This window comes from Streptomyces sp. NPDC057854 (assembly GCF_042797055.1).
Lineage (GTDB): Bacteria > Actinomycetota > Actinomycetes > Streptomycetales > Streptomycetaceae > Streptomyces.
The window spans coordinates 73,245-86,478 of record NZ_JBHVMF010000024.1 but is presented as its reverse complement, the minus strand read 5'-3'; the positions used below and the strand labels follow the sequence as shown (position 1 = coordinate 86,478).

At 73.7% G+C, this 13,234-nt stretch carries 12 protein-coding genes; 10 read left to right on the top strand and 2 right to left on the bottom strand.

The window, feature by feature from the left end:
• On the top strand, positions 1 to 1,002 hold the full coding sequence (locus ACFVQZ_RS29240; RefSeq protein ID WP_383627721.1) for an adenosine deaminase: 1,002 nt from the start codon (positions 1 to 3) through the stop codon (positions 1,000 to 1,002).
• Here the strand turns inward: ACFVQZ_RS29240 and ACFVQZ_RS29235 are convergent.
• Positions 969 to 2,297 (bottom strand): MFS transporter, encoded by a 1,329-nt coding sequence (locus ACFVQZ_RS29235; protein ID WP_383627663.1) that lies wholly within the window; start codon positions 2,295 to 2,297, stop codon positions 969 to 971. The two genes, ACFVQZ_RS29240 and ACFVQZ_RS29235, sit on opposite strands and share 34 nt — an antisense overlap.
• A 430-nt stretch (positions 2,298 to 2,727) precedes the next feature.
• Between ACFVQZ_RS29235 and ACFVQZ_RS29230 the strand changes: the two genes are divergently transcribed.
• The 5 genes from ACFVQZ_RS29230 to ACFVQZ_RS29210 all read left to right on the top strand — a co-directional run bounded on the left by ACFVQZ_RS29230 (position 2,728) and on the right by ACFVQZ_RS29210 (position 8,195).
• Positions 2,728 to 3,801: a PfkB family carbohydrate kinase gene (locus ACFVQZ_RS29230; protein WP_030494136.1), complete on the top strand. Its 1,074-nt coding sequence runs from the start codon at positions 2,728 to 2,730 to the stop codon at positions 3,799 to 3,801.
• A gap of 104 nt (positions 3,802 to 3,905) precedes the next feature.
• On the top strand, positions 3,906 to 6,014 hold the full coding sequence (locus ACFVQZ_RS29225; protein ID WP_383627660.1) for a PhoH family protein: 2,109 nt from the start codon (positions 3,906 to 3,908) through the stop codon (positions 6,012 to 6,014).
• A 13-nt stretch (positions 6,015 to 6,027) separates the two neighbouring features.
• Positions 6,028 to 6,525 (top strand): rRNA maturation RNase YbeY, encoded by a 498-nt coding sequence (ybeY, locus tag ACFVQZ_RS29220; protein ID WP_030494138.1) that lies wholly within the window; start codon positions 6,028 to 6,030, stop codon positions 6,523 to 6,525.
• 12 nt (positions 6,526 to 6,537) lie between these two features.
• Positions 6,538 to 7,845 carry a hemolysin family protein gene (locus ACFVQZ_RS29215; protein ID WP_030494139.1) on the top strand — a complete coding sequence of 436 codons (1,308 nt, stop codon included), beginning with the start codon at positions 6,538 to 6,540 and terminating at the stop codon, positions 7,843 to 7,845.
• Positions 7,842 to 8,195 (top strand): MmcQ/YjbR family DNA-binding protein, encoded by a 354-nt coding sequence (locus ACFVQZ_RS29210; RefSeq protein ID WP_383627656.1) that lies wholly within the window; start codon positions 7,842 to 7,844, stop codon positions 8,193 to 8,195. The genes ACFVQZ_RS29215 and ACFVQZ_RS29210 overlap by 4 nt, the downstream gene beginning before the upstream one ends.
• A 1-nt stretch (position 8,196) precedes the next feature.
• On the opposite strand, the gene ACFVQZ_RS29205 is transcribed toward ACFVQZ_RS29210, so the two are convergent.
• Complete coding sequence (locus tag ACFVQZ_RS29205; protein WP_383627653.1) at positions 8,197 to 9,600, bottom strand: MFS transporter; 1,404 nt, start codon at positions 9,598 to 9,600, stop codon at positions 8,197 to 8,199.
• 91 nt (positions 9,601 to 9,691) lie between these two features.
• Here ACFVQZ_RS29205 and ACFVQZ_RS29200 point away from each other — a divergent pair, with 91 nt between their 5' ends.
• The 4 genes from ACFVQZ_RS29200 to ACFVQZ_RS29185 all read left to right on the top strand — a co-directional run bounded on the left by ACFVQZ_RS29200 (position 9,692) and on the right by ACFVQZ_RS29185 (position 13,210).
• Entirely contained in the window at positions 9,692 to 10,579 is an 888-nt protein-coding gene (locus ACFVQZ_RS29200) for a helix-turn-helix transcriptional regulator (protein ID WP_383627650.1), read from the top strand.
• Positions 10,580 to 10,606: 27 nt separating this feature from the next.
• A complete protein-coding gene (locus ACFVQZ_RS29195) occupies positions 10,607 to 10,969 on the top strand; it encodes a cytidine deaminase (RefSeq protein WP_030494143.1) in 363 nt (120 codons plus the stop codon).
• 200 nt (positions 10,970 to 11,169) lie between these two features.
• Entirely contained in the window at positions 11,170 to 11,652 is a 483-nt protein-coding gene (locus tag ACFVQZ_RS29190; RefSeq protein WP_030494144.1) for a hypothetical protein, read from the top strand.
• Between the two features lie 220 nt (positions 11,653 to 11,872).
• Entirely contained in the window at positions 11,873 to 13,210 is a 1,338-nt protein-coding gene (locus ACFVQZ_RS29185; RefSeq protein WP_383627647.1) for a beta-xylosidase, read from the top strand.
• Positions 13,211 to 13,234: the final 24 nt, after the last annotated feature.

Genomic DNA, 13,234 nt, shown 5'->3' with positions numbered 1-13,234 from the left:
ATGCCCCACCCCGCCGTCCTCCCCAAGGCCGAACTCCACCTCCACATCGAAGGCACCCTCGAACCCGAGCTGGCCTTCGCCCTCGCCGAACGGAACGGCGTCACCCTCCCGTACGCCGACACCGCCGCGCTCCGCGAGGCATACCGGTTCAGCGACCTCCAGTCGTTCCTGGACCTCTACTACGCGCTGATGGCGGTCCTGCGCACCGCCGACGACTTCACCGCGCTCGCCGACGCCTACCTGGAGCGGGCCGCCGCGCAGGGCGTCCGGCACGCCGAGATCTTCTTCGACCCGCAGGCCCACACCGCGCGGGGCGTCCCGATCGGCACCGTGATCGAGGGACTGACCGCCTCCCTCGACCGGTCCGAGGAGCGGTACGGGATCTCCACCCGGCTCATCCTCTGCTTCCTGCGCGACGAGTCCGAGGAGTCGGCGCTCGCCACCCTGGAGGCCGCGAAGCCGTACCTGGACCGGATCACCGGCGTCGGCCTCGACTCGGCCGAGGTCGGGCACCCGCCCGCCAAGTTCCGGGCGGTGTACGAGGAGGCCGCCCGGCTCGGTCTGCGGCGGGTCGCGCACGCCGGCGAGGAGGGCCCGGCGGCGTACGTCCGCGAGGCGCTGGACGTGCTCGGCGTGGAGCGGATCGACCACGGGCTGCGCTGCATGGAGGACCCGGAGCTGGTCGAGCGGCTGGTCCGCGAGCGGATCCCGCTGACCCTGTGCCCCCTGTCGAACGTCCGGCTGCGGGTGATCGACACGCTCGCCGACCACCCGCTGCGGGAGATGCTGGACGCCGGGCTGCTGGTGACGGTCAACTCCGACGACCCCGCCTACTTCGGCGGCTACGCGGGCGACAACTACGACGGGGTCCGCGACGCGCTCGGCCTCACCGCGGAGCAGCTGCGGGTGCTGGCCCGGCACTCCTTCGAAGCGGCGTTCCTCGACGACGACGAGCCGCGCCGCGCCCGCTACCTCGCCGAGGTGGAGGCCCACACCTTCTGACGGGCCCGGGAAGCCGCCCGAGGCGGCGGGATCGGGGCGATGGGCTGCTCCGGGGCGCCGACCTGGGGGAGGAGCGCCGTCGGGGCCGGCGACGCGCCCGCGACGTACGCCGCCGCGGCGCCCCCGCGGCGGCGGACCGAGCCGGGAACCAGCGGACGGCCGGAGGCGTGCCGGGCCACCGCGGCCATGGGGGCGGCCACCAGCAGCAGCAGGCCCGCGAGGACCGCGCCCATGCCGGGGTAGCCGGCCGTCTCCGACAGGACGCTGCCGGTGACCGGGCCGCAGGCCGTGCCGAGCGAGGACGCCGAGCCGACGAGGACCGCCCACCGGCCGCGCGGGTCGAGGGAGGCGGCGAGGCCGAGCAGATAGGACAGGACGACCGGGTAGAGCGCGTTCCAGAGGATCTCGCCGGCCGCGAAGGCGCCGAGGCCGTCCGCGGCGGCGCTGAGCAGCACGCAGCCCGCGATCAGAGCCGTGCCCGCGCCGATCGGCACCGCCCGGCCCAGCCGCGAGCCCAGCGCCCCCGCCGCCGTCACCCCGGCGAGACCCGCGCCGAGCGCCACCGCGAAGACCGCGCCGACGGTCACCTCGGACAGCCCGGCCTGGCCGGTGCCGATCCGCCCGCTCACGCCCCAGAGCGCGTTCTGGGCGAGCGACCAGCACAGCACGCACCCGGCCAGCACGGCGCCCGCCCGGCGGTACGGCAGCGGGCCGGAGGCCTCCGGGACGGCGGCGCCCCGGCACGCGCGCGGGGCACCCGGCAGCCGGCCCGTGACCGGCCACACCAGGACCGCCGCGCCCGCCAGCGCGAGCAGCGGCAGGGCGTGGCCACCGCCGAGCCGCGGCAGCGTCAGATAGAGCGCCCCGGCCGCCGCCGACACCGACAGCAGGCCCAGCGTGGACGCCCGCTGCGGATCCGGCTGCCCGGCGATCCCGGAGGCGGCCACCGCCGTCGCCGTACCGGAGCCGAAGCCGCCGAGGACCACCCCGGCGACCACCGGCGGCAGGCCGTCGGCCGCGGCGGCGCAGCCGTACCCCAGCGCCATGGCGAGCAGACCGAGGCGGGCGGCCCGGCGGGGGCCGATCCGCTCGACCCGCGCGGCGAGCGTGAAGCCGGCGGAGGCGGAGCCGAGCAGCAGCACCGAACCGGTCAGCCCCGCCTGGGACGGACCCAGGCCGAGCCCGGAGGCGAGCCGGCCGACGACGGTCGGCAGCAGGTACGGGGCGAGATAGCCGGCCGTGAAGAGGGCGACGAGGGCCGCGAGGGGCCCCCGGGCGCGCGGGCGCGCAGACATGGGCGTTCCAGGAACCGAACGGGGAGATGAGACGGCGCCCCGGTGATCCACGGGGGCGCGGCACCATGTGTATCAAGCGACCGAAGGGGCGGAGAAGGCACTCTCCCCCGATTCATCCTGTGAGACAGGACACCATCGGTTTGGCCGGGGTGATCCGGGGTAGGGACCGGCGATCCGCCGCGTCACCCCCGCCACGCCGGTCCCATCGGGCACACTGTCCGGATCGGCACCCGGTGCCGATCCCGCCGCACCACGACCGGGGAGTTTCGCCGTGAGCACAGCCAGCGGAGACCAGCGCGCACAGCGGTACGGAGAGGACACGCGGCCCGCCGCGACGGACCCCGCGGCGGACGGCGACCGGCGCGCCGGACGGCCCGGCGCCCGCCCCGAACCCGGCACGACCCCCGCGCGGCCCCGCCCCGAGCCCGGCATCGACCCGCTGGAGACCGTCCGCGAAGCCGCCGACCCGGCCTGCGACGTCTTCCTCACCGGCACCGTCTTCCTCGACATCGTCTTCACCGGCCTCGACAGCGCCCCCGTCCGCGGCACCGAGTCCTGGGCCCGCGGCATGGGCTCCAGCCCCGGCGGCGTCGCCAACATGGCCACCGCCCTCGCCCGCCTCGGCCTGCGCACCTCCCTCGCCGCCGCCTTCGGCGACGACCACTACGGCGAGTACTGCTGGGACGCCCTCGAACAGGGCGAGGGCATCGACCTCTCGCTCTCCCGCACCGTCCCCGGCTGGCACTCCCCGGTCACCGTCTCCATGGCCTACGAGGGCGAGCGCACCATGGTCTCCCACGGCCACGAGGCGCCCGGACCCGACGGACCCGCCGTCCGCCCCCCGCTCGCCCGCGCCGCCGTCGCCTCCCTCGCCCCCGGCCGCACCGAGGAGTGGGTCGCGCGCGCCGCCCGCGACGGCGCCCGGGTCTTCGCCGACGTCGGCTGGGACGACACCGGCCGCTGGGACCTGGCGGCCCTGGCCGACCTGGAGCACTGCGAGGCGTTCCTGCCCAACGCCGCCGAGGCGATGCGCTACACCCGCACCGACTGCCCGCGCGCCGCCGCCCGCGCGCTGGCCGACAAGGTCCGCTACGCCGTCGTCACCCTCGGCTCCGAGGGCGCCTACGCCGTCGACGGCGCCACCGGCGAGACCGCCGAGGTGCCCGCCATCCGCGTCGAGGCCCTCGACCCCACCGGCGCCGGCGACGTCTTCGTGGCCGGCTTCGTCACCGGCACCCTCGCCGACTGGCCGCTCGCCGACCGGCTCGCCTTCGCCGGCCTCACCGCCGCCCTCTCCGTCCAGGAGTTCGGCGGCTCCCTCTCCGCCCCCACCTGGACCGAGGTCGCCGCCTGGTGGCAGCACGTCCAGCACGACGACCGGCAGGACCCGGAGGCGCTGCGCGCCCGCTACGCCTTCCTCGAAGGGCTGCTCCCCGCCCCCGCGCGCCCCTGGCCGCCCCGCCGCGCCGTGCCCACCATCGGCTTCCGGGCCGCCGTCCCGTAAACCGCTTCGGGCACCCCGGTGCCAGGTCGTAGGCTGGGGGCGAGAGGTTGTCGAGCAGCGAGAACCCCGCAGCAGGAGGTATGCGCAGGCCAGAGGGCCGGCCCATGACGCAGACACCCACAGCCCCCAACGGAACGCCGGGCGAGGCCCGTGCCCACTTCGCGGTGCCCGCCAAGCACCCCATGGTGACCGTCCTCGGTTCCGGCGACTCCCTGCTCCGCGTGATCGAACACGCCTTCCCGGACGTCGACATCCACGTCCGGGGCAACGAGGTCAGCGCGGTCGGCGACGCCAGGGAAGTCGCCCTCATCCAGCGCCTGTTCGACGAGATGATGCTGGTGCTCCGCACCGGACAGCCGATGACGGAGGACGCAGTGGAACGCTCCATCGCCATGCTCAAGGCGACCGAGAACGGCGAAGGCGCCGAAGAGACCCCGGCCGAGGTGCTCACCCAGAACATCCTGTCCAGCCGGGGCCGCACCATCCGCCCCAAGACGCTCAACCAGAAGCGCTACGTCGACGCGATCGACAAGCACACGATCGTCTTCGGCATCGGCCCCGCCGGCACCGGCAAGACCTACCTGGCCATGGCCAAGGCCGTCCAGGCCCTCCAGTCCAAGCAGGTCACCCGGATCATCCTGACCCGCCCGGCGGTCGAGGCCGGCGAGCGCCTCGGCTTCCTCCCCGGCACCCTGTACGAGAAGATCGACCCGTACCTCCGGCCGCTCTACGACGCCCTGCACGACATGCTCGACCCGGACTCCATCCCCAAGCTGATGGCGAACGGGACGATCGAGGTCGCGCCGCTGGCATACATGCGTGGGCGCAGCCAGCCCGTCTTTACGAACGTGCTGACGCCGGACGGCTGGCGCCCCATCGGGACCCTTGAGGTCGGTGACCTCGTCATCGGCTCCAACGGCGAACCCACCCCTGTCCTCGGCGTCTACCCGCAGGGCGAGCGGGACATCTACCGGGTCTCCGCCCAGGACGGCTCCTGGACGCTGTGCTGCGGCGAGCACCTGTGGACAGTCAGGACGCGTGACGACGCGCGCCGGAACAAGCCGTGGCGGGTCCTGGAGACCCAGGACATGATCGGCAACCTGCGGGCCGCGCACGCCCGCCGGTACGAGCTCCCGCTGCTCACCGCGCCGGTGGCGATGCCCGAGCGCGAGGTCCCGATGGACCCGTACGCGCTGGGGCTGCTGCTCGGGGACGGCTGCTTGACCGGTTCCACCACGCCGACGTTCTCCACGGAGGACCCCGAGCTGGCGAAGGAGCTGGAAGCCGTGCTGCCCGGGGTCTCGGTCCGGGCGAAGGGCGGTCCTGACTACGTTCTGAACCGCGTCTCGGCCCCCGGCGATGTCATCACCCTCGAGAACCCCGTGACGAGGGTCCTCCGGCAGCTCGACCTCCTCGGCACCCGGTCCCATTCCAAGTTCGTTCCCGATGACTACCTGCAGAACACCGCCGAGGTCCGCCTCGCAGTGCTCCAGGGCCTCCTCGACTCCGACGGCGGTCCGGTCACGCAGAAGGACCGCACCTGCCGGATCCAGTACTCGACCGCCTCGATCGCGCTCCGCGACGACGTGATCGCCCTGGTCCAGTCGCTCGGCGGTGTCGCCTACACCAGGCGCCGCGCCGCCGAAGGGCGCCCTCAGGGGACGGCCCTGGGCAAGCACCGCCACGACTCCCACGTCGTCGACATCCGCCTCCCCGAAGGCATCGAGCCCTTCCGGCTCGCCCGCAAGCGGGACGCGTACCACGCGGCGGGCGGCGGCGGTCGTCCGATGCGGTTCATCGACTCCATCGAGCCCGCAGGGCGCGAGGAGACCGTCTGCATCCAGGTCGCGGCCGAGGACTCGCTGTACGTCACGCAGGACTACCTGCTGACGCACAACACCCTCAACGACGCGTTCATCATCCTCGACGAGGCGCAGAACACGAACCCCGAGCAGATGAAGATGTTCCTCACCCGCCTCGGCTTCGACTCGAAGATCGTCATCACCGGCGACATCACCCAGGTCGACCTCCCCGGCGGCGTGAAGAGCGGCCTGCGGCAGGTCCGGGACATCCTCGACGGCGTCCCCGATGTGCACTTCTCGACCCTCACGTCGCAGGATGTCGTCCGGCACAGGCTCGTCGGCCGTATCGTCGACGCGTACGAGAAGTACGACAGCGCCAACGAGCAGCGCACCGGCCGCAACGGGAAGTAGAAGAGCACCGCACATGTCGATCGACGTCAACAACGAGTCCGGCACCGAGGTCGACGAGCAGGCGATCCTCGACATCGCCCGCTACGCCCTCGGCCGCATGCGCATCCACCCGCTGTCCGAGCTGTCGGTGATCGTGGTGGACGCGGAGGCGATGGAGCAGCTCCACATCCAGTGGATGGACCTCCCCGGACCGACGGACGTCATGTCCTTCCCGATGGACGAGCTCCGCCCGCCGGCCAAGGACGACGAGGAGCCCCCGCAGGGGCTCCTCGGCGACATCGTGCTCTGCCCCGAGGTCGCCAAGAAGCAGGGCGAGGACGCCCCGACCAAGCACTCCATGGACGAGGAGCTGCAGCTCCTCACCGTCCACGGCGTCCTCCACCTGCTCGGCTACGACCACGAGGAGCCCGACGAGAAGGCCGAGATGTTCGGCCTCCAGGCGGCGATCGTCGACGGCTGGCGCGCCGAGAAGGGCCTCACCGGCCCGTCCCCCGCGCCGACCGTCAACTAACCCGCGCGCCCGATGAGCATCCAGCTGATCCTCGGCGCGGTCGCCCTGGTCGTCGTCGCCTGGCTCGCCGCCTGCGCCGAGGCCGGACTCGCCCGCGTCTCCAGCTTCCGCGCCGCCGAGGCCGTCCGCTCCGGACGGCGCGGCGCCGGGAAGCTCTCCCAGGTCGCCGCCGACCCCACCCGCTACCTGAACGTGGCGCTGCTCGTCCGCGTCGCCTGCGAGATGGCGGCCGGCGTCCTCGTCACGTACGCCTGCCTGGAGTACTTCCCGGAGACCTGGGAGGCGCTGCTGGTCGCGATCGCCGTGATGGTGCTGGTCAGCTATGTGGCGGTCGGCGTCTCGCCGCGCACCATCGGCCGCCAGCACCCGCTGAACACGGCGACCGCCGCCGCGTACGTCCTCCTCCCGCTGGCCCGGATCATGGGCCCGGTCCCGCAGCTGCTGATCCTCATCGGCAACGCGCTCACCCCCGGCAAGGGCTTCCGCAAGGGCCCCTTCGCCTCCGAGGCCGAGCTGCGGGCGCTGGTGGACCTGGCCGAGCAGGAGTCGCTGATCGAGGACGAGGAGCGCCGGATGGTGCACTCGGTCTTCGAGCTGGGCGACACCCTGGTCCGCGAGGTGATGGTGCCGCGCACCGACCTGGTCTCCATCGAGCGGTACAAGACCGTCCGGCAGGCGCTCACCCTCGCGCTGCGCTCCGGCTTCTCCCGGATCCCGGTGACGGGGGAGAACGAGGACGACGTCGTCGGGATCGTGTACCTGAAGGACCTGGCCCGCAAGACGCACATCAACCGCGACGCGGAGGCCGACCTGGTCTCCACCGCGATGCGGGCCGCGTCGTTCGTCCCCGACACCAAGAACGCCGGCGACCTGCTGCGCGAGATGCAGCGGGAGCGCAACCACGTCGCCGTCGTCATCGACGAGTACGGCGGCACGGCCGGCATCGTCACCATCGAGGACATCCTGGAGGAGATCGTCGGCGAGATCACCGACGAGTACGACCGGGAGCTGCCGCCGGTCCAGGAGCTCGGCGACGACCGCCACCGGGTGACCGCCCGCCTCGACATCGGCGACCTGGGCGAGCTGTACGGCTTCGGCCCGGACGAGTTCGACGACGAGGACGTGGAGACCGTCGGCGGACTGCTCGCCAAGGCCCTCGGCCGGGTCCCGATCTCCGGCGCCACGGCCGTCGTCGCCCTGCCGGACGGGCGGGAGCTGAAGCTGACCGCCGAGGCGTCGGCCGGCCGCCGGAACAAGATCGTCACCGTGCTCGTCGAGCCGGTCGCCCCGGCCGCGGCGGCGGGGGAGGAGCGGGCGTGACCCCGGAGCGGCTGCGCGCCTTCTGCCTGGAGTTCAACGACGCGACCGAGGAGTTCCCCTTCGGCCCCGACGTCTCCGTCTTCAAGGTGGCGGGGAAGCTCTTCGCGCTCTCCTGGCTCGACGCCGAGCCGCTGCGGGTCAACCTCAAGTGCGACCCGGAGGACGCCGTACGGCTCCGCGAGGAGTACCCGGCGATCACCCCCGGCTACCACATGAACAAGCGCCACTGGAACACCGTCGAGGTGGCCGGGCTCCCGGACCGGATGGTCCGGGAGCTCATCGAGGACTCGTACGACCTGGTCGTCGCCGGTCTGCCGAAGGCGGTACGGCTCCGGCTCGACCGGCCGTAGCTCACCGCGCGCGGCGCAGACCGAGGGCGACCAGCACCGCCGCGCCGAGCACGATCGCCGCGTCCACAGCGACGACGGTGCGCACCCCTTCGTACAGGCCGCCGCCGGTGGTGGCGAGGACGCCGAGCATCGGGATGCCGACGGTGAGGCCGACCTGCTGGGTGGTGGTGACGAGCCCGGTCGCCAGGCCCTGCTCCTCGTCGCGGACGCCCGAGGTGACCGTGAGGCCGTACGAGATGATCGCGCCGAGGTGGAACATCGAGGCGAGGGTGACCGCGACGGTCGCCACGACCGCGCCGGAGCGCTCGCCGATGCCGAGCAGCGCCGCCGTGAGGACCGCCTGTCCGGCGAGCGAGACGACGAGGGTGCGGCGGGCGCCGATCCGTCCGACGACCTTGGGCGTGAGCGTCCCGGCGAGGACCGAGAACAGGCCCTGGATCCCGAAGACGACGCCGGTCGCGAAGGCCGAGAGGCCCAGCGTCGACTGGAGGTAGAGCGTCAGGACGAAGACGATCGTCGACATCATCGAGAAGGTGACGAGGCCGCCGAGGTTGCCGAAGGCGACCGTGCGCCGGCGGAGCATCGGCAGCGAGACCAGCGGCGCCGGGTGGCGGGACTCGACGACGACGAAGGCGGTCAGCAGGAGCAGTCCGGCGGCCAGGGCGACGAGCACGTCGGTGCCGCCGAAGCCGCGTTCGGCGGCGGTCGTCAGGGCGTAGATGAGGGCGAGCAGGCCGCCGGTGACGGTGACCGCGCCGGGCACGTCGAGCCGGGGCCGGTCGGGGGTGCGGGACTCGGTGAGCAGGCCCGGCGCGAGCGGCAGCACGATCAGCGTGATGACGGCGAGCAGGCCCATGGTGGAGCGCCAGCCCAGGGTGTCGGTCATGACGCCGCCGAGGACCATGCCGACGGTGAAGCCCAGCGACATCAGGGTGCCGGAGATGCCGAGCGCCCGGTCGCGCAGCGGCCCCTCCGGGAAGGACGTGGTGAGCAGGGACATGCCGGTGGGCACGATCGCGGCGGCGCCGACGCCCTGGAGGGCGCGGCCGGCGAGGAAGGACGCCGGGTCCCAGGCGACGGTCGCGAGCACGGAGGCGGCGGCGAAGAGGCCGAGGCCGCCGAGGAAGAGCCGCTTGCGGCCGTAGAGGTCGCCGATCCGCCCGAAGAGCAGCAGGAAGCCGCCGGAGGGGAGGGCGAAGGCGGTGACGGCCCACTGGAGGGCGGACGGGTCGAGGCCGAGGTCGGCGCCGAGGACGGGCAGTGCGACGTTGAGGACGGAGAAGTCGAGCGCCACGATGAACTGGGCGGCGCACAGCACGAAGAGGACGAGCCGGGAGCGGCCGGTGAGGGCCGGGGGAGCCGGCGCGGTGCCGGGGGTGTCGGGGGCGGAGGTCACGGTTGCCATGCCCACGACTCTCACCGGCCGGGAACATCGCCGGGTAGCGGGAACTTATCCTGTTGGTCGCACCACCAGGCGACCGGGGGAGGAAGCACACGTGGTGACAGCGGTGGAGAGCGGCGGTGCCAAGGCGCACCGGCTGGCCGAGCTGCGCGAGTTCCTGATGAGCCGCCGGGCCCGGGTGACCCCGGCCGAGGCGGGCCTGCCGGACGGCGGCGGCAGGCGGCGCACGCCCGGCCTGCGCCGCGAGGAGGTCGCCGTCCTCGCGGGCGTCGGGGTCAGCTGGTACCAGTGGCTGGAGCAGGGGCGGGACATCACCGTCTCGCCGCAGGTCCTGGACTCGGTGGCGCGGGTGCTGCGGCTGAGCCCGGCCGAGCGCCGCCATCTGTACGTCCTGGCGGCGCTGAACCCGCCGGCCCTCGAACCGGCCCCGGAGGACCGGGGGATGTGCGACGGGCTGCGGCGGCTGATCGAGGCGTGGATGCCGTTCCCGGCGCACATCATGGACGCGTACTGGAACATCGTGATGTTCAACGAGGCGGCGGCGGCCGTCTTCGGGCTGCGGCCGGACGTGCACCGCAACTGCCTGATCGACTTCTTCACCGACGAGAGCTACCGGGGGCGGATGCGCGGCTGGGAGGAGCTGGCGCCGAAGGTGGTGGCGCAGTTCCGGTCGGCGTGCTCGGAGTGCCCGGACGACGAGGGCTTCCGGGCGGTGGTCGAGGAGGCGAAGGCGGCGAGCGCCGAGTTCGCGGAGCTGTGGGAGCGGCGGGACATCCTGCCCGGCGGCCAGAACCGCAAGGAGATGGACCACCCGGTGGCCGGTCTCCTGGTCGTGGAGGCCACCCAGCTGAGGGTGCCGGCCCGGCCCGACCTGGTGATCGTGCTGCACACGCCGCTGCCGGAGGCGGGGACGGCCGAGAAGCTGGAGTGGCTGGTGTCGCCGGAGGGGCGGCGGGGGGCCCTGTACCCGCTGGCGGGCTGACCGGGCGCCCCGACCTATGCTCGGTCCATGACACTCAGCAGTGAGCACGGCGACCTCGGCGCCGAGGACCTGAAGATCATCACGCTGGCGCGCAGCGCCCGCGCCCGCAACGGCGTGCCGGAGGGGGCGGCCGTACGGGACGAGACCGGCCGCACCTACGTGGCGGGCACGGTGGAGCTGGAGTCGCTGAAGCTGAGCGCCCTGCGGACGGCCGTGGCGATGGCGGTGGCGAGCGGGGCGCGGTCGCTGGAGGCGGCGGCCGTGGTGTCCGCCGCGGAGGCCGCGTCCGACGAGGACCGGGCGGCCGTGCGGGACCTGGGCGGTCCGGAGACGCCGGTGCTGCTCGCGGGGCCGGACGGGCAGCTGCGGTCGGCCGTCACGGCGGGCTGAGCGGAGCGCTTCCCGCGTGCGGGGTCCGGCCGCCGGCCGGGCCCTTGCGCGTTCGTGAAGGATCTCCGTGCCTTCTCTTGCCTTCCCCGGGTGTCTGCGCGTCAATAGGCGGCGGAAGGTCCGACGGACCGTCAGATCTCCGTCATTCCACGCAGTGCCCGCACCCCTGCGTCCGTCAACGGAAGGGGTACGAACCCGTCATGAGAAGAAGCACCTGGGGGGCGGCCGGAACGCTCGCCGCGGGCCTCGCCGCGGCCTCGCTCGCCTTCGCCCCCACGGCCTCCGCGGCCGTCTCGCCGGGCTCGGTCACGGCGTCGTACGACTGCGGCTCCTGGGGCGGCGGCACCGCCACGCTCACCATGACCCACTCCGGGACCACGGCCCAGGTCTCGATCAACGCCCCCGTCACCACCCCGATCGCGGTCGGCGCGGACACGATCAGTTCCACGCTGGTCCTGGACAACACCACGGGTCCCGACCGGGTCTTCACCGGAAAGAAGAACCCGGCGATCCCGGCCGGCGGGGCCGCCAAGCTCGGCCCGCTGACCGCCGCGAACGTGGTGACCGGCGACAGGCTCGACTCGTACTTCGCCGGCGTCGCCCTCAAGCTGGTCATCTTCGGCGTCACGGTGAACTGCGACGCGGTCACGTCGCAGTCCCCGGGCCCGTTCGTCATCAGCTGACCCCGGTCCCGATTCCGGTCCGCACCCGCTCGTCCCGACCGGTGCCGCCCCGCGCGGCGCCGGTCCCCGGCGTGCCCGCCGGCCGGCGGCAACGGCCCCTCCACCAGCGGATCTTGACAGGATCTGATGGGTCATCAGTCGAAGGGGTCCGTCGTTCTTGACTTCTCTCGCCCCGCCGCCGTCAATGGCGCCCTCTCGACCCTCAGGAGGGGGCACACCCATGGCATTCACCCGAACCCGGGCGGCGGCCCGAAGACGGCGCTGGACCGCCGTCCTCGGCGTCACCGCCCTCGCGTTCGCGGCCGGCGGCGCGCTCGCCGCCCCGGCGCACGCCTCCGGCACCGGGCAGTCGGTGGAATTCCCCACCCGCTGCGTCCCGCCGCCCATCGCCGGCATCCCGCCCATCGAGGGCGTCACCACCGCCGTGATCTCGGTCGACAACGCCAGCCCCGAGGTCGGCGACACCGTCGCCGTGACCTACTCGATCACCAAGCCGGCCGCGTCGAACCCGGTGGACCTCGCGCTCCCGGCCGACATCCTCACCCCCACCGGCAAGGTCGTCCTCGGCGGCGCCCAGACCGGCACGGTCAGCGTCACCGGCCCCAAGAAGAACCCGCCGGTCCCCGGCAAGGGCACCTTCCCCGGCTTCTCCATGACCGGCAGCTTCACGGTCACCGCCCCCGGCACGATCACCCTCTCGCCGGGCGACTACAACATCCACACCAGCTACATCATGGAGCTGGACACCCCCTGCACCGTCCTCAGCCCGCCCGCCCCCGTCTCCGAGACGGTCCGGGCCGGCGACCAGACCGTGCCCAACGAGCGGACCCTCGAACTCGGCGCCACCTCCGGCGCCCCCGGCGTCCGCGTCACCGTCACCGGCGCCAGGTTCACCCCGCTCAGCCAGGTGACCGTCGCCGCCCGGGCCGGAGCCGCCGAGACCGCCGACCGGATGACCGTCACCACCGACAGCGCCGGCGGCTTCACCGCCCGCCTCAAGGTGAACGACCCCGCCACCACCGGGATCGTGGCCTACGAGGGCGGCACCTGGGACGCCGACAAGGGCGCCGGCCCGGTCGCGTACCAGGTCGTCGACGACACCCCGACCCCGCCGAACAGCCAGAAGATCACCGCCTCGGTCACCGCGGGCGAGCTGTCCATGACCCAGGCCGGAGACGCCGTCGCGCTCTCCGCGGTCGACTTCGGCACCGGCGGCGCCGCCACCGGCGACCTCCGCACCGTGACGGTCAAGGACTTCCGCGGCGGCCCCGCGGGCTGGACCGTCACCGGCAAGGTCACCGACTTCACCGGACCCGGCGGCGCCATCGGCGCGGACCGGCTCAGCTGGACCCCCGCCTGCGCCGCCAAGCCGGGCAGCCCCAGCGCCTGCGCGGCCGGCTCCGCCGGACCCGTCGGCGCCGGAGCCACCCTCGCCTCCACGGCGAACGGCACCCTCACCGGCGGCGAGTTCACCCTCGACGCCCGGCTCTCGCTGGACGTCCCGGCGTTCACCGCCCCCGGCAGCTACGCGGGCGTCCTGACGCTGACGCTGTCCTGACCGCGACCGAAGGGCCGGCCGGGC

Bases quoted from the DNA above. Each gene is read 5' to 3' on its own strand.
- ACFVQZ_RS29240 (WP_383627721.1), top strand. From the start codon at position 1: ATGCCCCACCCCGCCGTCCTCCCCAAGGCCGAACTCCACCTCCACATC.
- ACFVQZ_RS29235 (WP_383627663.1), bottom strand. From the start codon at position 2,297: ATGTCTGCGCGCCCGCGCGCCCGGGGGCCCCTCGCGGCCCTCGTCGCC.
- ACFVQZ_RS29225 (WP_383627660.1), top strand. From the start codon at position 3,906: ATGACGCAGACACCCACAGCCCCCAACGGAACGCCGGGCGAGGCCCGT.
- ybeY (WP_030494138.1), top strand. From the start codon at position 6,028: ATGTCGATCGACGTCAACAACGAGTCCGGCACCGAGGTCGACGAGCAG.
- ACFVQZ_RS29215 (WP_030494139.1), top strand. From the start codon at position 6,538: ATGAGCATCCAGCTGATCCTCGGCGCGGTCGCCCTGGTCGTCGTCGCC.
- ACFVQZ_RS29205 (WP_383627653.1), bottom strand. From the start codon at position 9,600: ATGGCAACCGTGACCTCCGCCCCCGACACCCCCGGCACCGCGCCGGCT.
- ACFVQZ_RS29195 (WP_030494143.1), top strand. From the start codon at position 10,607: ATGACACTCAGCAGTGAGCACGGCGACCTCGGCGCCGAGGACCTGAAG.
- ACFVQZ_RS29190 (WP_030494144.1), top strand. From the start codon at position 11,170: ATGAGAAGAAGCACCTGGGGGGCGGCCGGAACGCTCGCCGCGGGCCTC.
- ACFVQZ_RS29185 (WP_383627647.1), top strand. From the start codon at position 11,873: ATGGCATTCACCCGAACCCGGGCGGCGGCCCGAAGACGGCGCTGGACC.